The 19,050-nt window shown below is 74.0% G+C and carries 20 protein-coding genes; 11 read left to right on the forward strand and 9 right to left on the reverse strand.

The genetic code is table 11. From position 1 onward, the window contains the following. Nucleotides 1-66: 66 nt before the first annotated feature. Together IFT72_RS12520 and IFT72_RS12525 are read right to left on the reverse strand one after the other, a co-directional pair. Nucleotides 67-1,092, reverse strand: a complete 1,026-nt coding sequence (locus IFT72_RS12520; RefSeq protein WP_371741291.1) for a LacI family DNA-binding transcriptional regulator — start codon at nt 1,090-1,092, stop codon at nt 67-69. Between the two features lie 136 nt (nt 1,093-1,228). Then, nucleotides 1,229-2,467 carry an MFS transporter gene (locus IFT72_RS12525; RefSeq protein ID WP_192046639.1) on the reverse strand — a complete coding sequence of 413 codons (1,239 nt, stop codon included), beginning with the start codon at nt 2,465-2,467 and terminating at the stop codon, nt 1,229-1,231. Nucleotides 2,468-2,800: 333 nt separating this feature from the next. Between IFT72_RS12525 and IFT72_RS12530 the strand changes: the two genes are divergently transcribed. Beyond that, nucleotides 2,801-3,094 (forward strand): hypothetical protein, encoded by a 294-nt coding sequence (locus IFT72_RS12530; protein ID WP_192046640.1) that lies wholly within the window; start codon nt 2,801-2,803, stop codon nt 3,092-3,094. Between the two features lie 89 nt (nt 3,095-3,183). Here IFT72_RS12530 and IFT72_RS12535 read toward each other — a convergent pair whose 3' ends face one another. Then, nucleotides 3,184-3,822, reverse strand: coding sequence for an isochorismatase family protein (locus IFT72_RS12535; protein WP_056052202.1), 639 nt, complete (start codon nt 3,820-3,822; stop codon nt 3,184-3,186). 114 nt (nt 3,823-3,936) lie between these two features. Here IFT72_RS12535 and IFT72_RS12540 point away from each other — a divergent pair, with 114 nt between their 5' ends. Continuing rightward, nucleotides 3,937-4,923, forward strand: a complete 987-nt coding sequence (locus IFT72_RS12540; protein WP_197981492.1) for a GlxA family transcriptional regulator — start codon at nt 3,937-3,939, stop codon at nt 4,921-4,923. Between the two features lie 37 nt (nt 4,924-4,960). Here the strand turns inward: IFT72_RS12540 and IFT72_RS12545 are convergent, their stop codons facing one another. Next, a complete protein-coding gene (locus IFT72_RS12545; RefSeq protein ID WP_185231317.1) occupies nt 4,961-5,350 on the reverse strand; it encodes a hypothetical protein in 390 nt (129 codons plus the stop codon). Between the two features lie 108 nt (nt 5,351-5,458). Between IFT72_RS12545 and IFT72_RS12550 the strand changes: the two genes are divergently transcribed. Continuing rightward, complete coding sequence (locus tag IFT72_RS12550) at nt 5,459-5,938, forward strand: nucleoside deaminase (protein ID WP_192046641.1); 480 nt, start codon at nt 5,459-5,461, stop codon at nt 5,936-5,938. 141 nt (nt 5,939-6,079) lie between these two features. Here the strand turns inward: IFT72_RS12550 and IFT72_RS12555 are convergent, their stop codons facing one another. Further along, entirely contained in the window at nt 6,080-6,223 is a 144-nt protein-coding gene (locus IFT72_RS12555; protein WP_156369870.1) for a hypothetical protein, read from the reverse strand. 270 nt (nt 6,224-6,493) lie between these two features. Between IFT72_RS12555 and IFT72_RS12560 the strand changes: the two genes are divergently transcribed. Continuing rightward, nucleotides 6,494-9,994, forward strand: a complete 3,501-nt coding sequence (locus tag IFT72_RS12560) for a TIM-barrel domain-containing protein (protein WP_192046642.1) — start codon at nt 6,494-6,496, stop codon at nt 9,992-9,994. Nucleotides 9,995-10,103: 109 nt separating this feature from the next. Here the strand turns inward: IFT72_RS12560 and IFT72_RS12565 are convergent, their stop codons facing one another. Beyond that, nucleotides 10,104-10,457, reverse strand: a complete 354-nt coding sequence (locus IFT72_RS12565) for a hypothetical protein (RefSeq protein ID WP_167257974.1) — start codon at nt 10,455-10,457, stop codon at nt 10,104-10,106. Between the two features lie 224 nt (nt 10,458-10,681). Between IFT72_RS12565 and IFT72_RS12570 the strand changes: the two genes are divergently transcribed. After that, the gene (locus tag IFT72_RS12570; protein ID WP_192046643.1) at nt 10,682-11,650 is read left to right on the forward strand and encodes a nuclease-related domain-containing protein; all 969 of its coding nucleotides are present in this window, start codon (nt 10,682-10,684) and stop codon (nt 11,648-11,650) included. A gap of 247 nt (nt 11,651-11,897) precedes the next feature. On the opposite strand, the gene bla is transcribed toward IFT72_RS12570, so the two are convergent. Further along, nucleotides 11,898-12,914 (reverse strand): class A beta-lactamase, encoded by a 1,017-nt coding sequence (gene bla / locus IFT72_RS12575; protein ID WP_192046644.1) that lies wholly within the window; start codon nt 12,912-12,914, stop codon nt 11,898-11,900. A gap of 218 nt (nt 12,915-13,132) precedes the next feature. Between bla and IFT72_RS12580 the strand changes: the two genes are divergently transcribed. Further along, entirely contained in the window at nt 13,133-13,291 is a 159-nt protein-coding gene (locus IFT72_RS12580; RefSeq protein ID WP_192046645.1) for a hypothetical protein, read from the forward strand. A 22-nt stretch (nt 13,292-13,313) separates the two neighbouring features. Here the strand turns inward: IFT72_RS12580 and IFT72_RS12585 are convergent, their stop codons facing one another. Beyond that, nucleotides 13,314-13,514 carry a hypothetical protein gene (locus tag IFT72_RS12585; protein WP_156369873.1) on the reverse strand — a complete coding sequence of 67 codons (201 nt, stop codon included), beginning with the start codon at nt 13,512-13,514 and terminating at the stop codon, nt 13,314-13,316. 152 nt (nt 13,515-13,666) lie between these two features. Here IFT72_RS12585 and IFT72_RS12590 point away from each other — a divergent pair, with 152 nt between their 5' ends. Next, complete coding sequence (locus tag IFT72_RS12590) at nt 13,667-14,509, forward strand: hypothetical protein (RefSeq protein ID WP_192046646.1); 843 nt, start codon at nt 13,667-13,669, stop codon at nt 14,507-14,509. Nucleotides 14,510-14,560: 51 nt separating this feature from the next. Here IFT72_RS12590 and IFT72_RS12595 read toward each other — a convergent pair whose 3' ends face one another. Next, nucleotides 14,561-14,809, reverse strand: a complete 249-nt coding sequence (locus IFT72_RS12595) for a zinc-ribbon domain-containing protein (protein WP_056052225.1) — start codon at nt 14,807-14,809, stop codon at nt 14,561-14,563. A gap of 114 nt (nt 14,810-14,923) precedes the next feature. Between IFT72_RS12595 and IFT72_RS12600 the strand changes: the two genes are divergently transcribed. The 4 genes from IFT72_RS12600 (at nt 14,924) to IFT72_RS12615 (ending at nt 18,955) form a co-directional block, all read left to right on the forward strand. Next, nucleotides 14,924-15,244 (forward strand): hypothetical protein, encoded by a 321-nt coding sequence (locus tag IFT72_RS12600; protein WP_056052228.1) that lies wholly within the window; start codon nt 14,924-14,926, stop codon nt 15,242-15,244. A 234-nt stretch (nt 15,245-15,478) separates the two neighbouring features. Beyond that, nucleotides 15,479-16,792: an ice-binding family protein gene (locus tag IFT72_RS12605; RefSeq protein WP_192046647.1), complete on the forward strand. Its 1,314-nt coding sequence runs from the start codon at nt 15,479-15,481 to the stop codon at nt 16,790-16,792. A gap of 124 nt (nt 16,793-16,916) precedes the next feature. Next, nucleotides 16,917-17,357 (forward strand): hypothetical protein, encoded by a 441-nt coding sequence (locus IFT72_RS12610; RefSeq protein ID WP_192046648.1) that lies wholly within the window; start codon nt 16,917-16,919, stop codon nt 17,355-17,357. After that, nucleotides 17,354-18,955, forward strand: a complete 1,602-nt coding sequence (locus IFT72_RS12615) for a Vms1/Ankzf1 family peptidyl-tRNA hydrolase (RefSeq protein ID WP_192046649.1) — start codon at nt 17,354-17,356, stop codon at nt 18,953-18,955. The genes IFT72_RS12610 and IFT72_RS12615 overlap by 4 nt, the downstream gene beginning before the upstream one ends. The last annotated feature ends 95 nt before the right edge of the window (nt 18,956-19,050 follow it).

Raw genomic sequence — 19,050 nt, forward strand, 5'->3', positions numbered from 1 at the left:
CGGGGCTGCCGTGCCGAGGTGTCGCCGATGATACGCGACAGCTGACGACGGATCACCTCACGATGATCAGGCGCGCGGCGGCGCAGTGGAGTCGCGAACCACCAGCTGTGTCGCGATGCGTGTGCGCCGGGGGATTTCCTGGCCGTGCACGTGCGCGTGGATCACGTCTGAGACCGTCGTCCCCAGCTTGTCGAAATCCTGCCGCACCGTCGTCAGCGGAGGCAGCATGTGGCGAGCGCTGGGCAGATCGTCGAAGCCGATGACGCTGACGTCCTGCGGAACACGGATCCCCCGTTCGGCGAGACCGTGGATCACGCCGAGGGCCATGTCGTCGTTGGCGACGACCATCGCGGTGAACTCCGGGACCGAGGTCAGGCTCGCGGCGAACTCGTAGCCGGAGTCGGGCGTCCAGTCGCCGACGACTATGGGGCGTTCTCGCATCCCCCAGGACTTGGCGCGCGCGTGGAAAGCACGTTCACGAGATCGAGCGTCGAGCCAGTCCAGAGGGCCGGAGAGGTGCAGGACGTCACGATGCCCCAGCGACGCGAGGTGGTCGACCGCCTCCGCTGTGCCCGCTTGTTGATCGACCGAGACCGTGAGGAAGGTCGGGTCGTCCTCGGACTTCACCACCAGTGTCGGGACCCCGATCTCGATGGTGCGGAGGGTCGCCACGGACGAGGAGCGCGGCGCGATGATGCACAGGGCGTCGATGCCCAGCCCCGTCAAGTGCTCGACGGCGTCGACCGGAGTCATGTCCCGTTCGTCTCGCAGTGCGACGGACGTCACTGAATAGCCCCTCGACCGCGCGGCCCGCTCGATGGCACGCAGGGTGCTCGAAGGACCGAAGGCGTCTCCGCTCTCGACCAGCACGCCGATGCGCTCCGTGCGCTGCGTGACGAGCGATCGAGCCGCGACGTTGGGTCGGTAGTTGAGCTCGTCGACTGCCTTGAGCACCTTCTCGCGAGTGGAGTCCCTGATGTTCGGGTGGCCGCTCAGGACGCGCGAGACGGTCATGTGCGAAACGCCTGCCACCGCGGCGACTTGTTTGAGGCCTGGCCGACCGGACACCACGACGATCTCCTCCCCGATCACGGGCATGCGAGTCCCGGGCCCCTGAGCGACTGGCAAAAACGCCGATCGCTCAACTCCAGCTTAGTGACGCAGGAGAGGAGGGCTCGACGTCGTGACCCTCGCTTCGCGCCCTCAGTGACCTGAGCACCTCACGCGTTCAGGCCTCCCGCGCGGCGAGTTGGTGTCGGAAGTGTCGCCGGATGGCTGTGGCGCTGATGAGCCCGAGGGCTGTGATGATCGCGGTGGCGATGAAGACTGAGTGGGTGCCTGCGATGCCTCCGAGCCATCCGGCGAGGACGGGGCCGGCGAATTGGCCGATGTACTGGGCCGAGACGTTGTAGCCCAGCACCAGTCCGACGCTCGTGTCGGGGAGGAGTCGGCGGATCGTCGCGACGACTGTGGGGGTGATGCCGCCGAGGGCGATCCCGGTGAGGAATCGCAGGATCGCGAAGGCGATCAGGTCATCGACGACCGCTTGCGCGGCGAGGAAGAGCGTCGCGGCGATCAGGCTCAGGGTGAGGACCTGCATGTGGCCTATCCGGTCAGCGAGTTTGCCGAGGTTGGGACCGGAGAGGATCGTGCCGAACGCGGTGATGGAGAACACGACTGCGGCGTAGAGGGCGGTGTCGTCGGCTGAACCGGTGAGGGAGCGGACGTGCTCGGCGATGATCGGTTCGACTGAGATGGTCGCGAACATCAGCAGGGTCGAGAGGCTGAGCAGAGCGATGACCGGCAGCTTGTAGGGGACGGCGGCCCACGAGCTCGACGGCTTGGACTTCTCCGTTCCGCGATCGAGCCTGGGCGCCTCTTTCAGGAACAGGGTCGTTCCGAGGAAGGCGAGGAAGATCAGACCGCCGGTCGCGAGGAACGCTCCCTGAACGCCGATCGTCTGTGCGAGGGTTCCGCCGATAAGAGGGCCTGCGATGGTGCCGGCCATGATGGCGGAGGAGAGGGTGCCCAACGCCCACGCGGAGCGGTCTCTGGGGGTCTGAGCGGCGACCAGTGTGGTCGATCCGGAGGCGTAGCCGCCGAGGAGGCCGACCAGCAGGCGCAGGAGCACGAGTTGTGTGACGTCTTGGGCGAGTCCGATGAGCGACATGGCGATCGCCATGCCGAGGCTTGCGCGGATCAGCATCGGCTTGCGTCCGAAGCGGTCACCGAGATAGCCCCAGAGTGGGGCTGTGAGAGCCGCGGTCAGGAACGTGGCGGCGTAGGCGATGCCGGACCAGAGGGTCACGGCTGCCCTGTCCTCGACGCCGAGGTCTCGGACGTAGAGAGGCAGGATCGGCAGGATCAGGGTCATGCCGATGATCGTCGTGAACGAGCCGAGCGCGCACACGAGGAGGTTGCGACGCCAGATCTGGGATGTGTCAGACGGCAGAGGGGTGGTGGTCATGAGCGCTCCGTGCGAAGGGGATGTGCGCAGGCAGCACGTCCACCGCGACGGGGGCGCCTACCTAGCTAGGACCCGTCGCGGCGAAGAAGGAGCTGCCGGATGACCATGTGCTGCACACCATAGCCCAGGCTGGGCCTGGCTCGAGGACTCCCCGAGAACCACGACGACGCCCTCACTGCTCGATCCCCGTGCCCCGCATCGCCTTCGGCCGGGCACCGAAGGAGAGGACCGAGATGCCGGGCACCACCGCCGCCGGCAGCACCACAGCCCTGAGCAGGAGCGGGATCGGCGACGGCCGTCGTCCTGCTCCTCGGGCGCTACGCACTGCAAGCGATGGGGGCGACCGAGGGCGATGCGCCCAGTGAGGCGCAGATGGGCTTCCCCGTGACGGCCGTGGTCACATCAGCGAAGGAGGAGTGCGGGTCAGGCGGCTGCTGGACCGTCTTCGACGTCGAACCGGCCGACGACGTGATGCAGGAGCAGCTGAGGGCCGAGCTCGAGACGGAGCTCGGCGACAGCATCCCGGGCACCTTCCTCGACCCCCGCCGCATCAGCGTCTACATCGAGGACTCGGGGCACGGTCTCGACGTGCGCGGCGACTTCTGGAGCTGGCCGGCGGCGCCGTGACCGGTCTGATGGTCGAGACGCAGGCCGTGCGCGCGTCCGCACGGGGCTCGAGCGGCGGTGGTCCGATCCGTCGCCCCACCCGACGGGCGTCAGCGGGCCGCGGCGGCCTCCGCGCCCGCGGCGCCCGACGTCGCGAGGTCGCTCTTCTCCAGCGGCTGGCCGGCACCGAGGGCGGCCGTCCACGCGTCCGTCGTCGCGACGGCGGCGAAGTTCGAGTGCAGCAGCGCCATCAGGGTCGTGTGCACGGTCTCGGCGTCGACGGTGCCGGCGGCGTTCGCGATGCTGATCGCCCCCGTCGCGTCGGAGAGGACCTCCACGGCCACGCCGTGCGCCTCGGCGTCGGCGGCCGACGCGACGATGCAGTTGTTGGTCATGTAGCCGACCAGGGTGACGGTGTCGACCGAGGAGTCGCGGAGGACGCCCAGGAGGTCCGTGTGCGCGAACACGGAGCTGTACTGCTTCGTGACGGTGTGCCAGTCGTCCCGCCGACGCCGCTCGATCTCGGGGTGCAGCGCGAAGCGGTCCGTGTTGGGGTCGAACACCGGAGCGCCCTCGCCGGCGGTGTGCTGCACGACGACGACCAAGGTCCCGGCGTCGGCGGCGGCGTCGATCGCCGCCCCGATGCGCTCCAGTGAGTCGGCGACGGGCGGGTGCTGGATCTCGAGGGGACCGTCGAAGTACTCCTGCTGGACGTCGACGACGACGAGGGCGCGGGTGGGGGTGGTCATGGTGCCTCCTGGCTCAACGGGACGGGATGGGGCTGGACGGGGCGGCGCGGGTGCGTCGTGACGATCCTCGCTGTCGGCCCGCGACTCCACGACTGGCACGTGTGCACCGTTACGATGGTTCCGGGCCAAGGAGGTCACGCCATCAAGATCGCCGTCCACGCCGTCGACGGCGTCACGATGTTCCACCTCTCGGTGCCGCAGATGGTGTTCGACGAGGTCGCCCGCCTGGGGCTCGGCGACTGGACGACGGTGCTCTTCTCCGACCGGCCGGGCTCGATCGTCACCGCGGAGGGCTACACGGTCGGCAGGGTCGCCGGGCTCGCGGCCATCGACGACGCCGACCTCGTCGTCGTGCCGTCGTGGACGGACGACGGACGTGAGCTCGGGCCCGAGCTCCGTCGCGCCCTGCTCGCCGCCCACGCCCGCGGCGCCGCCCTCGCCGGCCTGTGCCTCGGCGCGATCGCCGTCGCCGACCTCGGGCTGCTCGACGGGCGCAGCGCCGTGACGCACTGGCGCGCCGCGGACGGGCTCGCCGCACGGCACCCGGGCGTGACCGTCGACCCGACGGTGCTGTACCTCGACCACGGCGACGTCCTGACGTCGGCCGGCACCGCGTCGGGCATCGACGCCTGCCTCCACGTGGTCCGCACGCGACTCGGCGCAGAGGCCGCGAACAGGGTGGCGCGCAGCCTCGTCGTCGCCCCGCACCGCGAGGGCGGCCAGGCACAGTACATCGAGCGGCCCGTCGCCCCGCGCACGGATGCCGACCCGATCGCCGTCGCGACGGCGTGGGCACTGGCGGACCTGACGGCCGACCTCGGGGTCGACCGGCTGGCGGCTGCGGCGCACCTCAGCCGGCGCACCTTCGTGAGGGCGTTCCGCGCCTCCACCGGCACCACCCCGGCGGCATGGGTCCGCTCGCGACGGCTCGACGAGGCCCGGCGGCTGCTCGAGACCTCCGACCTCACCGTCGACCAGGTCTCGGCGGCGTGCGGGTTCGGCGACCCCGTGACGCTGCGGCAGGCCTTCGCGAAGGCGTTCGGCAGCACGCCGACGAGCTACCGACGGCGGTTCTACGCGCGGGGGCCGGGGCGGACTTGACGAGTGGCTCCTCGTCGCCGACCCCCCCAGCTGTCGCTCAGCCCTCCGCGGGCCGCGACCTCGTCGGGAAGGGGTCGTTCGGGCCGGGCGCCGGAGTGCCTCGTCGGTCCTCCTCGTCCTGCGAGTGGCCCGAGGCGGCGTCGACGAACCGCGCCCCGCCGACGGCCGCCGTGCGCCGGACGAGCTCGGCCACGAGGGCGTCGTCTTCGGGCTGCAGGGCGTCCTCGGGGGCGACCTCGACCATGACCTGGCTCGCCGGGCCGAGCAGCAGCTCGGCCGTCACCGCCACGCCGTCCTCGTCCGCGGTGGGCACCTCGACGATGTCCGTCGTGCCGTTCTGGCCGAGGGCCGCCGCGTACGCGAGCACCGCCTCCGCGATCGCGTCGCCGGTCATGACTCGGTTCTCGCCGTAGACGATGTACTTCACGGGGCTGTCCTCTCGTTGACGATGCCACTCAACCCCGTCCGCAGCAGCCCGGTCCGGCACGGTGCGCTCCGGGGCCACCTCCGAGGAAGGAGGGAGCAGTCTCGACCGATGACCGACAGAGACGACACCTTCACCGCCCTCAGCGTCCAGCGCGCCCTCGAGAACGTCGAGGCCGGCGGCAAGCCGTTCGCGTGCCTCCTCGTCCGTGACGGCGAGGTCGTCGTCGAGGCCGTGAACCACGTCGCCCAGACCGGCGACCCCACCGCCCACGCCGAGATCCGCGCGATCCGGGCGGCCGCCGAGCAGGGCATCACCGACCTGCGCGGCGTCGTCGCGTACGTCACCGCCTACCCGTGCCCGATGTGCCTCGGTGCGCTCTACTACGCGCAGCCCGACCGCGTCGTCTACGCGGTGTCGCGCGAGGAGGAGGGCGAGCACTACGAGGACGGCAACCGCCTCATGTCGCTCGCGACGTTCTACGACGAGTACACGAAGGGCATCGACGACAGGGCCCTGCCGGCCGAGCACGGCACGGCCGACGACGCGACCGCCCCGTTCGTCGCGTGGGCGGCGCGGCACGCGTCCTGAGCCCGTGCGGGCGACGCTCGCCCGGGAGCCTTCAGCCCCAGTAGCCCTCGAGCTCGGCGGCCGTCAGCTCGACGGCGCCGACCAGCCGAGCCGACACGGCACGCAGCAGCTCCTCGTGGCGGAGCGCCGCGAGGGCGGTGGTCACGAGAGGCCGAGGACGAATAGCACCCCGGCGACGAAGGTGCCGCACGTGGCGACGGCCGACGTGGCGACGACGAAGAGGGTGACCTGGCGGTCGCGGTCGCGGACCTCGGTGAAGGGGCTCCTGGCGGTGTGGAAGCTCATGAGCTTCTCGTCTCCGGCAGCCCTGCGGCGCTGCCTGTTCCTGCGGTGTCTGCCCGCCGTGAACCGGGCATGTGCCGGCGTCGCGGGCACGGCCACATCGTCGCATCGATGGGGGTCCAGATGGTTAACGACGTGAACTACTGCGTTCCGCGGACAGTCACGGCTCCCATTCACGCGCATCGATCGTTGACAGGCACCTGACAACCTTGTCAGGATCACTGTCGATCACCTCGCGCTTCCCCTCACACCCCTCGGACGACGGAGTCCTGCATGCCCTCATCCCCCCGGCGCCGCACGGTCGCCGCCACCTCGATCGTGACGGCGGGCCTCCTCGCCGCCCTCACCGGCCTGGGCACGGTCGCCCCGGCCGCTGCGGCGCCGACGGCCGGGGAGGTGGCCGCGGCGCAGACGGTCACCGAGGGCGACGCCCGCTTCCAGGTGCTGTCGCCCACCCTCATCCGCACCGAGTTCGCGCCGGGCGGCGCGTTCACCGACGCCGCGACCTTCACCGTCGTCGGCCGCGACTCCTTCGCGGCGACGCCGTTCACCACGACGCGCGACGACGGCTGGCTGACCATCGACACGGGGGAGGCGCGGGTGCGGTACGAGATCGGCTCCGGCTCGTTCGACCAGGGCAACCTGGAGCTCAGCCTCACGACGGGCTCGGGCCAGCAGGTCGTGGCCGCGCCCTGGCAGCAGGACGACCCCGCGCGCTGCGTCGTGGGCGTCCGCTGCGAGGCCGAGACCCTCGACCTCGTCGGGCTCGCCCCCGCCACGAACCACACCGGCGCGACCGGCGACGGCTTCGTCGCCGGGTTCGAGCGCGTCGGCGACGCCGCGAGCTTCTCGGTGACCGCCGAGCAGGCCGGCCCGCACGACCTCGTCCTCCGCTACGCGAACTCGCAGGGCGGCGACGGCCAGGTCACGACGCGCACCCTCAGCGTCAGCGTCGACGGCGGCGCCGCGCAGACGATCTCGCTGCCGCCGACCGCGGGCTGGGACGACTGGGCGCTGGCCCGGGCGACCCTCGACCTCGCCGAGGGCGAGCACGACGTCGTCGTCGAGCGCGCCTCCGGCGACTCCGGCAACCTCAACCTCGACGGCGTCGCCGTCGTCGAGCCCGGCGCGGCGTACCCCGCCGAGGCGCCCGCCGCCGTCGAGACCGTCGACTGCGCGTACGGTGCCCCGTGCGAGGCCGAGACGACGGCCCTGGCCGGCGGTGCGAGCGTCGGCGACGACCACGACGGCGCCTCCGCCGAGGCGTTCGCCGCCGGCCTCGGCCGCGGCGCGTCGTTCACGGCGCACGTCACGGGCGTGCCCGCGGGCGAGCACGTGCTGCAGATCCGCTACGCGAGCGCGCAGCCCGACGCGCGCACCGTCTCGGTCAGCACCGGTGCCGGCACCGTGACCACCGCCTCCCTCGAGCCCACCAGCGGCTGGGACCACTGGCGGACCGTCAGCGTGCCCGTCACCCTGTCGGAGGGCGAGGACGACGTGACCGTCGGCTGCCCCGACGACGCGAGCTGCCAGCTCAACGTCGACACCGTCGCCGTCGCCTCGGCCGCCGCGCCGCTGCTCGCCCCGCACGCCGCGCTCGGCGGCTACCGTCGCGACCTCGACACCGCGAACGGCACCGTCGACACCAACGCGGGCCTGCTCTACCAGGACGGCTGGTCGCTCGTCGACGACAGCGCCTCGGCGCAGTACGACGAGGCCACCGAGACCCTCACGCCGCGACCAGTCGCCGACGTGCAGGACGGCTACCTCTTCGCCGCGGGCGACGCCCACGAGACGGCCCTCGGCGACCTGGCCACCCTCACCGGCCCCTCGGTGCTGCTGCCCCGCTGGGCCTACGGCGTCTGGTACTCCGAGTACTACGACCGCACGCAGTCCGACTTCACCGACACGATCGTGCCCCGCTTCGCCGAGGAGGGCGTGCCGCTCGACGTGCTCGCCGTCGACACCGACTACAAGGCGCCCGACAAGTGGAACGGCTGGGAGGTCGACGAGACGAGGTTCCCCGACATGGCGGGCTTCCTCGCCGGGCTCGAGGAGCAGGGCGTCCACAACACGCTCAACGTGCACCCGAGCATCACGCAGGGCGACCCGCAGCTGCCCGCGGCCCAGGCCACGGCGCAGGGGAACCTCATCCCCGACGGGGACCGCTTCCTGTTCGACTGGTCGGACCCGGCACAGTTGCAGGCCTACTTCGACCTGCACGACGAGATCGCCGACCAGGGCGTCGACGTGTTCTGGCTCGACTGGTGCTGCAGCGACGCGTCGCGCTACTCGCAGCCCGGCGTCACGCCCGACGCCTTCATCAACGACCAGTACGCGCAGCGCACGGCCGACCGCATCGGCCGAGGCTTCGCCTTCTCGCGGGCGTACGGCGCCCTGACCGCGGGCGGCTACGGCAACCCGCAGCCGGTGCCCACCGGCCCGTGGGCCGACAAGCGCACGACGCTGCACTTCACCGGCGACACCACGTCGACGTGGCAGATGCTGCAGGCCCAGGTCGGCTACACCCCCGGCGAGTCGGCGGCGACCGGCCTCTCGGCGATCAGCCACGACATCGGCGGCCACACCGGCGGCACCACCTTCCCGGGAGCGGAGGCCGAGAGCACGAAGCTCGCCGACGACCTCTACGCGCGGTGGGTGCAGTTCGGCACGTTCCAGCCGATCGACCGCCTGCACAGCAACCACAGCGACCGGCTGCCCTGGCAGTACGGCGCGGCGGCCGACGCCTCCGCGACGTCGTTCTTGAACCTACGCGAGGCGCTGATGCCGCTCACCTACACGCTGTCGGCGGAGGCCACGCGCACCGGCGTGCCCGTCGTCCGGCCGCTCTACGTGCAGTACCCCGAGCAGCAGGAGGCCTACGCCATGGCAGGCAGCGAGTACCTGTTCGGCCCCGACGTGCTCGTCGCCCCGGCGGTGACGCCCGGCGAGACCGCCACGACCCGCGTGTGGTTCCCCGAGGGCAGCACCTGGACGGACTGGTTCACGGGCGAGACGCACGCCGGCGGCACCACCGCCGACGTCACGACCGGCCTCGACGCCATGCCGGTGTTCGTCCGCTCGGGCGGCGTCGTCGCGACGCGGAGCACCGACGTCGCGAACGACGCGACCCCGCTGACCGAGCTAACGCTCACGGCGGCGACCGGCAGCGACGGCGCCTTCTCGCTCTACGAGGACGACGGCGTCAGCGCCGACCTCACCGCCTCGGCCCGCACGGCCGTGACGTACACGGAGCAGGCCGACGGCGGCGTGCTCGACGTCGCCGCGGTCGACGGCAGCTTCGACGGGCAGGTCTCCGGCCGCTCCCTGACGGCGGTCTTCACCGACGCCGAGCGCCCCGCGGTCGTCCGGGTCGACGGCACGCCCGTCGCCGCCGAGGCCTGGAGCTGGGACGAGGCCACGCGTCGCCTCACGGTGCCGGTCGCGAGCCGGCCGGTGGCGCAGGCCACGTCGGTGTCGTTCTCCACGACCGCGGTCGTCGACCCGGGCCAGCCGGGCGACCCCGGCGCCGGGCCGGGCGCCCCCGTCGACCCGGGCGCACCCGGCGCCGACCCGACGCCCGCGCCTCCCGTGGCGGCTCCCGGTGACGGGACCGCCCCCGGGCAGGCCGCCGGCACCGCGGGCGACCGCGGGCCCCTCGCCTTCACGGGCTCGGACGTCGCCGGGGTGCTCGCCCTGGTCGCGGCCGCCCTCGTGGGCACGGGCCTGCTGGTGACGCGGGCGTCGCGCCGACGGGCACGTCGGGAGGGCTGACAGCCGGAGGGACGACGGAGGCGCGGTGCAGGTCGACCTGCACCGCGCCTCCGTCGTGCGTGCCCCGGGCTCGGCGACGTCGATGCCCCTCGGCACCGCCGGGCCCGGGTCACTCCTGCGTGCTCACCCAGTCGTCGATGTCGAAGTCGGCGCCCTCGGCGGGGAGCGCCGACGGCTGCACGTCGTGCGGGGCGATGCGCTGCGCCAGGCGCCCCTCGATGTAGGCGACCGTCTCGGCGTTGTCGGGCTCGGGCAGCGGGCTGTTCGTGCTCTCGGCGACGAGGGCGACCCCGGCCGACAGGAACAGCGTGGCCGAGACCACGTCGCCGTCGGCGCCGTAGGCGGTGAGGTCGATGGAGTCGGCGGAGCCCGTCTCGCCGAGCATCGCGGCGTACTCGAGCACGGCGTCGGCGATCGCGTCCCCCACGAGGAAGTCCTTGTCGGCGAAGGTGATGTGCTTCATGCGGCCCACGCTAGGTAGGCGACGCCGGGTGCGACCGAGGGTTGACGGAGGCGGGGGGCAGGGGGTAGCCCGTCGGCGGAGGCTCGTCGGGTCGCGGGGCGCGGTGCTGTGTCGTGCCGTGCCGTCCGGTGCAGTGTCGTGCTGTGCCGGCCCGGGCGCGCGCGTCCGTCGCCGGGCGGGGGCGCCTCCCCGGGGTCGCCGCTCGCGTGTGCTGTGCTGGGCACATGGATCAGGAGACGACGACGTGGGTGCTGGTCGCCCTGCTGGTGCTGGCGCTCGTGGGGGTCGTGGTCGCGATCGTCGTGGGGCGTCGACGCAGCCGGGCCGCGGCCGCGGCGGCGACGACCCGGGTCGAGGCCGCCGAGACGGCCCACCGCCAGGAGCTCGAGCGAGTCTCGGCCTCGCACGACGAGGGCGTCAGCAGCCTCGAAGCGAAGCACGCCCGGGAGCGTGACGAGCTCGACGCCCGCCGCCGCGACGCTGAGGAGCGCGCCGAGCAGAGCCAGGAGTTCGCCACCCGCAGCATGCGCTGGGACGAGCCCTCGCAGCGGGCCGTCGTCGACGCCTGCACCGAGCTCGGGCTCGACGGCGTGCTCGTCACGAACGTCGTCTTCGTGCCGGTCGACGCGCCGCGCACCCGTCGGTTCGTCGCGCAGGTCGACCACGTGCTGCTGCTGAGCTCCGCGGCCGTCGTCATCGAGAACAAGGGCTGGAAGGGCGTCGTGCTCGATGGCGTCCAGCCGCGCGACGTGCACTCGTCGATCGGCACCCTCTTCGGCGACGCGACCTTCGAGCCGCCGTTCGCGGTGCAGGTCTCGCGCGAGTCGCCGACGTCGTTCCGCATCACGAGCCACGAGGGCCGGGAGTCGCCGGCCGCGCAGGTGCGGCGGCAGGCGCAGCGCGTCTCCGACCTCGTCGGGGCCGAGACGAGCCGCACCCAGTGGTTCGACACCGCCGTCTTCTACTCGCACCCCGACGCGGAGGTCTGGGCGGCCGAGACCGACGCCACCGAGGCCGGCGTCACGACGACGATCGTCGCGGGCGGGCGTCAGCTGCGCAGCTTCCTCGAGCGGGTCGGCGACCGGCCGCGCACCCTCGCGCCCACCCGGATCGACGAGCTCGCCGAGCTCTTCGCCCGGCACGGCGCCGACGTGCGTCGCTTCGGCGCGATGGCGGTGCCGGAGGGGCGCTAGCCGAGCCTCGGCTGGCCTCGGCCCTCGGCCCTCGGCCCTCGGCCCCAGCCTCTCGCCCGCGGCGCCCTTCCCCCTGCTCGCCGCCGCTGCCTCCAGGCCCGATCACGCTCAAATTTGAGAGCGATCGGCTCGACACGGGCCAAGAACTCGGGGAGTCGCGGGTCGGCAGCCCGGATCTCTCTCGCTTTCCCGAGACAGCCGGGCCCGGCGCCCGCGCGGGTCCGGGCAGGCACGCCCCCGGGCGCCGCTAGCCGCGCTGCACCGCCTCGAACGCCGCCCGCGCCGCCGCCGCGACCAGCGCGTCGTCGTACGCCGCCGCCGGGTCGGTGCGCGTCGTCAGCACGGCGATCACCACGGGGTCACCACCCGGCCGCGTCACGACCGCGACGTCGTTGCGGACCGGCCCCGCGCCTCCGGACTTGTCGGCCACGGCCCAGCCCTCGGGCGCCCCGGCCCGGACGAGCGCGTCGCCCGTCGCGTTGCCCGACATCCACTCGAGCAGCTGGGCGCGGTCGTCGTCGCCGAGCCACTCGCCCGCGACCACCCTGGCCAGGAGGCCCCGGACGGCGGCGGGCGTGGTGGTGTCGGCCGTGCTCCCGACCGTCGGGCGGTTGAGATCGGGCTCGCCGTGCACCACGTCGGTGACGTCGTCGCCCTGGGCCGTGAGGGCCGCGTCGAGGGCGGCCGGCCCGCCGAGGTGCTCGACGACGAGGTTCAGCGCCGTGTTGTCGCTCTGCCGCACCGCGGCCTCCGCGAGCTGACCGAGGGTCATGCCGGTGCCCGTCGCGGCGCTCGTGGCGGGGGAGTACCCGGCGGCTGTCACGTCGTCCGCCGTCCAGGTCACAACCTCGTCGAGGTCGGCCGGCTCGGTCGCGTCGAGCAGCGCGGCGGCGGCCAGCGCCTTGAGGCTCGAGGCGTAGAGGAACCGTTCGTCGCCGCGGTGCTCGAGGGCCCGACCCGTGCCGGTGTCGACGACGCTGAGGCCGACGCGGGCTCCGTGCTCGGACTCGAGGGCGGCCAGGGCGGCGTCGAGCTCGGGGTCGTCGACCACCGTCGTGGCCGGCGCGGTCGGCGAGGGAGTCGCCCCCGCACTGGTCGACGTCGTCGAGGAGTCGCGGGTCGGCGCCCCGGAGCCGGCGCCCGACCCGGCGTCGGCCGTCGTGCACCCGGCCAGCGCCACGACGAGGGCGAACCCGGCACCGCTCGCGGCGGAGAGTCGGGGGACGACGGGGCGGGGGAGGCGCGGTGACGGAGAGCGGGTCATGCCTGCATGCTCGCACCCCGCCGGGGCTCGTCGGCGGGGGATCGTCCCCTGGTCGCCGGAGATCAGCCGAAGGGACGACGTCGCGGCCGTCGCGGCGCGAGAGGGTGAGGTCGACCCCGGTGCGACCCGGGGGTCAGCCCCCTGTCGCGGCACCCCGCGAGACGGTGTGCTGGAGGTCGACGCCGACGGGCGGCGTCGACGCCCGAGAGGAGACCACCGTGACCGACGGCCGTCCGCCCCTGCCCCGCCACTTCGTCGTCACGCTCGCCGTCGCGTCGCTGCTGCTCGGCGTCGTCGCCTGCACGCCGGGCCTGCACGACCTGCCGGGCGCACGCGACGCGCCCGATCGCCCGGCGGCCGACCTCGTCCGCGACTGACGCGCGACGGAAGGGCTCGCCCTCACACCCTGTCGGCGAGCTCCCTGATCCAGTTCTCCGTGGGAACGCCCAGGCGCTCGTTGACCATCACGTGCACCTTGGCTGCCATGGCCCGCTGCTCCGGTGTGATCGGATCTGCTCGGCCCGCGGCGACACGGGCGTCGTACGAGACCACGAGGCGTCGCGGCCCTCCCTCTGACGTCTCATGCTCGATCGGCTCCATCGTCCTCACCTCGTTCGTCGTGCCCTGATCCTCCCGCGGCCGGCGGAGCCGCGTCCAGCCCGTCGGCGGTGGAGTTCTCGCGCCGTCGCCCCCGGTGGACGTCTCCTGGGAGTCGCGACACGTGTCGTGCGCACGCCACTACCGTCCAGCCCATGAGCCAGACACGAGAACGACTCACCACAGCTCTCCTCGTCGCCGGCGTCCTCGGCCTCGCTGCCGGGTGCACCTCCGACGACCAGGTCAGCGCCGCCCCGGCGGCCACGGACGTGGCCCCGACGCCGGGCGCGACGGCCTCGCCGACGCCCGTCGAGGCCGCCAGCCCGGAGGAGGCGCTCGTCGCCGAGTACCTCGACGCCGCCGTCGCCGGAGACGCGGCCGCCGCCTGGCAGCTCCTGACCCCGCAGGCCCAGCAGTTCTACTCGACCGAGCAGACCTTCGCGGGGCTCTTCGGCCGCGACGGCACGGTCTCCGCCGACGAGGCGGGCCAGCTGCTCGCCGGTGAGATGGTGTCGAGCGAGGGCCCCGAGGGCGCCTTCACCCTCGTCAGCGTGACCACCGACTCCGAGGCCGACGCCTGGGTCGTGCGGGCCGTCGACGGCGACCCCGCCGACCTGCGCATCGACGACGCGGGCGTGCCGCCGACGGGCGGGTCGCTGTACGAGTGGCGGAACCCCGCGGCGGGCGCGGAGGACGCCCGATACGAGGCAGGCCCCGCCGCGCTCGACCCGAGCCGACCCGCGACCCTCTCGTTCGCCAGCCCGGCGAGCAGTGGCAGCGACGTCCCGTCGACCGTCGGCTACCCCGACGCCCTGTACGGCTGGGTCGACGGCACCTCGGTGCCCGTCGAGCTCGGCGCCGCCGCCGGGTCGGAGCGCCAGTTCACCGCCGACGTCGAGCCCGGCGACGGGGCTCCGACGGCCCTCACCGTCGTGTGGGAGACCGGCCTCGACGGCGGGACCCCCGCCTCCTGGCGCAGCAGCACCGTCCTGCTCTAGCGCCGCCGACCGCGACCGCGACCACGACGCCGAGGCCGGCGCCGACGACCCTCAGCCGCGGGCGGCCGACTGCGCGACCGCGTGGTCGGCCTGCTCGCGGCTCAGCTCGGTGAGGCCGCCGCAGTTGCTGCACCGGTTCAGCCAGCGCTTCCGCAGCGTCACGAGCGGCACGAAGAAGAGCGTCGCCTTCGTGGCGTGCTCCTCGACCTGCTGCGGCACCGTCTTGTCGCAGAACCGGCAGGCGAAGACGACCACGGCGAGCACGCGGCTCTTCACGGTGGTGCCGAAGAGGATGAACATCGGTCGACCGTAGCCGCCCGGCCTGCGAGGCGGCGCGGTGGGGGGCAGGAGGCGCGGGCCCTTCCCTGGGACGCGCCCGCGCCTCCTGCGGTTCACTGTCAGGGGGAGGCAGCGATGAAGCACATCCGCTACGACGGCAGCACGATCACCACCGGCGACGACATCGCGGAGGCGGTGGTCGAGTACGCGGCCGCGCTCGGCGCGAACGGCGGCACGGACACCGTCCACGTGCCCACCTTCGACGCGCACGGCACCGCGACGACGTCGACCATCCTGATCGGGCCGGCGAGCCAGATCGTGGTCTCCGACGCGGACGAGGACGAGCTCGAGCCCGAGGACGAGGGCTTCGTCGGGCGCCTCCGGGAGGCGTCGGCCGCGGCCGGGTCGGTCCAGGTCGTCCACGCCGACCGCGGGCCGACGGCCTCGGAGCGCTGAGGCCGGGCTCGACGCGAGGGCGGCCGGGAGGGCCGGAGCAGTCCCCGCGGGCGTGGCCCCCGAACGGGTGATCTGCACGATGCGTCGCGGAATGGTCGGGCGGGGGCGGATTGTCAGCTATGCTCCCCGCTCTTGTGGCTCCGGCCGGAGTGGGCGTATAAACGACAGGTAACGGGGAACACGCGACGCAGTCACGCGGAGATCAGGTGCCTCCTCTTCTCAGTCAGGCGCCTCATGGCCCGTTCGACCTCCTCCCGCCCCCTCTTCTCCGCCCGTCCGGTGCTCGCCGGGGCCGTCCTGCTCGGCGTCGCCGCCGCGCTGGCCCTCTCCACGGCTCCCTCCGCCCGGGCCGTCGGGCTGATCGACCTCGGCGACGCGACGAGCTTCGCGGTGCTCGGCGGCCAGACCGTCACGAACACCGGCGTCTCGGTGGTGCAGGGCGACGTCGGCCTTTCGCCCGGGACGTCGATCACCGGGTTCCAGGGCGGCCCCGGCGTCGTCACCGACGGGACCCTGCACGCCACGGACGCCCTCGCGGCCCGGGCGCAGGCGTCGCTGCAGCGCGCCTACGAGCAGTCGGCGAGCCTCAGCCCGCAGGCCAGCATCTCGCTCGCCGACCCCGCCGACCGCCTCCTCACGCCCGGCGTCTACGCGACCGACGGCGTCGACGCCCTGCTGCCCGACACCGCCGCGCTGACGTTCGCCGGCGACGCGGCCTCGACCTGGGTCATCCAGGTGCCCCAGGACCTCACCATCGGCAGCGGCACGTCGATGGTCTTCACCGGCGGCGCCAGCGGCTGCAACGTCTTCTGGCAGGTCGGGCGCTCCGCGACCATCGGCGGCGGCTCGGCGTTCGCCGGCACGGTCATGGCCCAGACCTCCATCTCGGTCGTCGCGACCTCGACCGTCGACGGGCGCCTCCTCGCCCGCACCGGCGCCGTCACCCTCGACACGACGCGCATCGTCCGCGACGCCTCCTGCAACGAGGCCCCGCAGATCACCTCGTCGGCCCCGACCGACGCCACCGCCGGCACGCCCTACGCCTTCACCGTGACCGCCACCGGCAGCCCCACGCCCACGTTCACGTCGACCACGCTGCCCGCCGGCCTCTCGCTCGACGCCACGACCGGGGTCATCTCGGGCACGCCCACGACGCCCGGCACCACCACGGTGACCGTGACGGCCACCAACGGCGTCGCGCCCGCCGACACCGCGACCTACACGATCACCACCCTCGAGGCCGCCGTGGTGACCCCGCCTGTCGTGCCGGTCACGCCGCCCGTCGTGCCCGTCACGCCGCCCGTCACGCCGGTCGTGCCCGGGACGCCCACGACGCCGGGCGCCACCACTCCGCCGGTCACGACGACCCGCATCACGCCCGTCGCCGACCGCGGCCGCGTGGCCGCCCGTGACGGCGGAGCCCTCGCCTACACCGGCTCCGAGGCCACGCTGCCCCTGGCCGTCGGGGCCGCCGCGCTGCTCGCCGGGCTCGCCCTCGTGCTGGGCACGCGCCTCCGTCGTCGCGGGGAGCAGCAGCACCGCGGCTAGTCCCGTCCGCGGGCACGGAGCGTGCCGCGTGCGCCCGCCGGCTGTCAAGCCCCGGACGTCGCCCTGACCGCCGGGTTCGGTGGGTCGTGACCGACACCACGACCACGGGAAGGCAGGTGACCTCGTGATCGAACGAGGGAACACGACGCACCATCCGGAGCAGGACGAGCAGCTGGCACACGAGGCGCAGGGCCTCGTGCAGGGCCGGGGAGGCGCGGGCCACGTCCAAGAGGCCCGCCAGACCGAGCCGCTGCCCGACGACACGGACTCCGCCGAGGTGCAGCAGGCTGCGGGCCTCGACGGCGAGCTCGTCGACGTCGAGACCGCGGTGACGCCGGAGCCGCCGAGCGCCGGGGGCGACGGCACGGACACGCTCACGGAGACCGCCGCGGGGCTCAGCGCCGACCCCGTCGCAGTCAGCACCGAGACGCCCGAGGGAGCCGACGTCGAGCGCGCCGAGCCCGACGGCTCGGACCCGTCGGCGCCCGGCCAGCCCGTCACCGACGTGGCCGGGGCCGACGCACGAGCCTCCGAGGGGGCCTCCGCCGACGGAGCGGGCTCGTGACCGACACCGAGGTCGGCGACTCGCTCGCCCCGCTGCTGCGCGGCGACCGGCCGACGACCTGGGCCTACGCGGACGTCTCGGCCGACCGGGAGGACCCACGCGGCTGGGCCGACAGCCTCGCCACCGCGACCCTCGACGCGCTCGTGCAGGCCGGCGCCACGGTGGACGACGCCCGGGTGCTCGCCGAGGAGCTCGTCGCCCCGCTCGGAGTGCCCGCGCCGGTCAGCCGGTACGTGCTCGTGCAGGGCGGCGAGGTCGTGCTCAGCGAGGTGCTGCCCGGCCCGGCGAAGGCCGCCGACGCGCTCGGCCACGGCCCCGTGCCCGACGCGCTGCCGCTGCTGGCGCACCGCCCGGTCGACCTGCCCTTCCTCGTCGTCGAGGTGGGGCGCGACGGCGGCGGGTTCCGCGTGTACCGCTTCGGCTACGGCGAGGTGCAGCGCGAGCAGCAGGTGCAGGGCCGCACCGACACGCTGCACAAGATCCAGGGCGGTGGCTGGGCGCACAAGAGGATGCAGTCGCACACGGAGGAGCTGTGGCGACAGAACGTCGGCGAGCTCGGCGACGCGATCGACTCCGCCGTGCAACGCCACCGTGCCGGGCTGGTCGTGGTCGCGGGCGACATCCGGGCCCGTCAGCTGCTCGAGCTCGAGCTGTCGGAGGAGACCCGTGGCCTGCTGTCGGTGGTGCCGACCGACACCCGGGCGCCCGACGCCGCCGACGACGCCCTCGTCTCGCAGGTCGAGGTCGCCCTCGCCCGCGTCGTGGCCCAGCGGGTGCACGACGCCCTCGACCTGCTGCGCACCCACCTCGGGCGCGGCGACGGCACGGCGGTGAGCAGGGTCGGCGAGGTCGTCGCGGCGCTCGCCGCGGCGCAGGTCGACACGCTGCTGCTCGATCCGTCGGCGGTCGACGACCGCACGCTGCTCGCGCTCGGCGACGCCCCCTGGGTGGCGACCGCCCCCGAGGAGGCGCTCGGGGCCGAGGTGCTCGCGGAGCTGCCCGCCGCCTCGGCCCTGGCCCGGGCCGCGCTGCTGACCGACGCCCGCGCCTCCTCGCGAGCGCCGGTGCCCTGCCCGGCGACACCGGCCTCGGCGCCCTGCTGCGCTGGCCCGTCGGGCCGGCGAGGCCCGGCACCGACGCGGGCTGAGCGCCGGCCGGCCGGGTCGGCACCCGTCCGACCGCACCCGCACACGCCGACCGCACCCGTGAGCATGCACGCACCGACCGCACGCACCGACCGACCGACCGCACCGAGGAGGACCCCCGTGAGCGACGACTCCGCCCTGCCCCTGCCCGACTACGACCACCTGCCGCTCGGCACGTTCGAGACCCGGCTGCACGCCCTCGACGAACCCGCCGTCGCGGCCCTGCTCGAGCACGAGCGGGCGCACGGCGACCGGCTGCCGGTCGTGCAGCTGCTCGAGGCGCGGCTGGGCCGCCTCCGCGACGGTGCCGAGCCGACGGGCGGCCTCCCGGCCACCGAGCCGTCGGTCGGCGCAGCGCCCGCGGGCGGTTCGCGCGTGAGCCCGGCGACGGCCGGCCCGGCGATGAACCCGCTGTCGCAGGGCGACCCGACCAACCCCGCCCAGCCTCGGTGAGCCCGACCCGGCGCGGTGGCTCACCGCGGCCCGGCGACGGCGCGCAGCCCGCCCGGCTGCGGGGAGGGGTGGAGGCGCCGGGCGCGTCTCACTAG

This window comes from Frigoribacterium sp. CFBP 8754 (assembly GCF_014841815.1).
Lineage (GTDB): Bacteria > Actinomycetota > Actinomycetes > Actinomycetales > Microbacteriaceae > Frigoribacterium > Frigoribacterium endophyticum.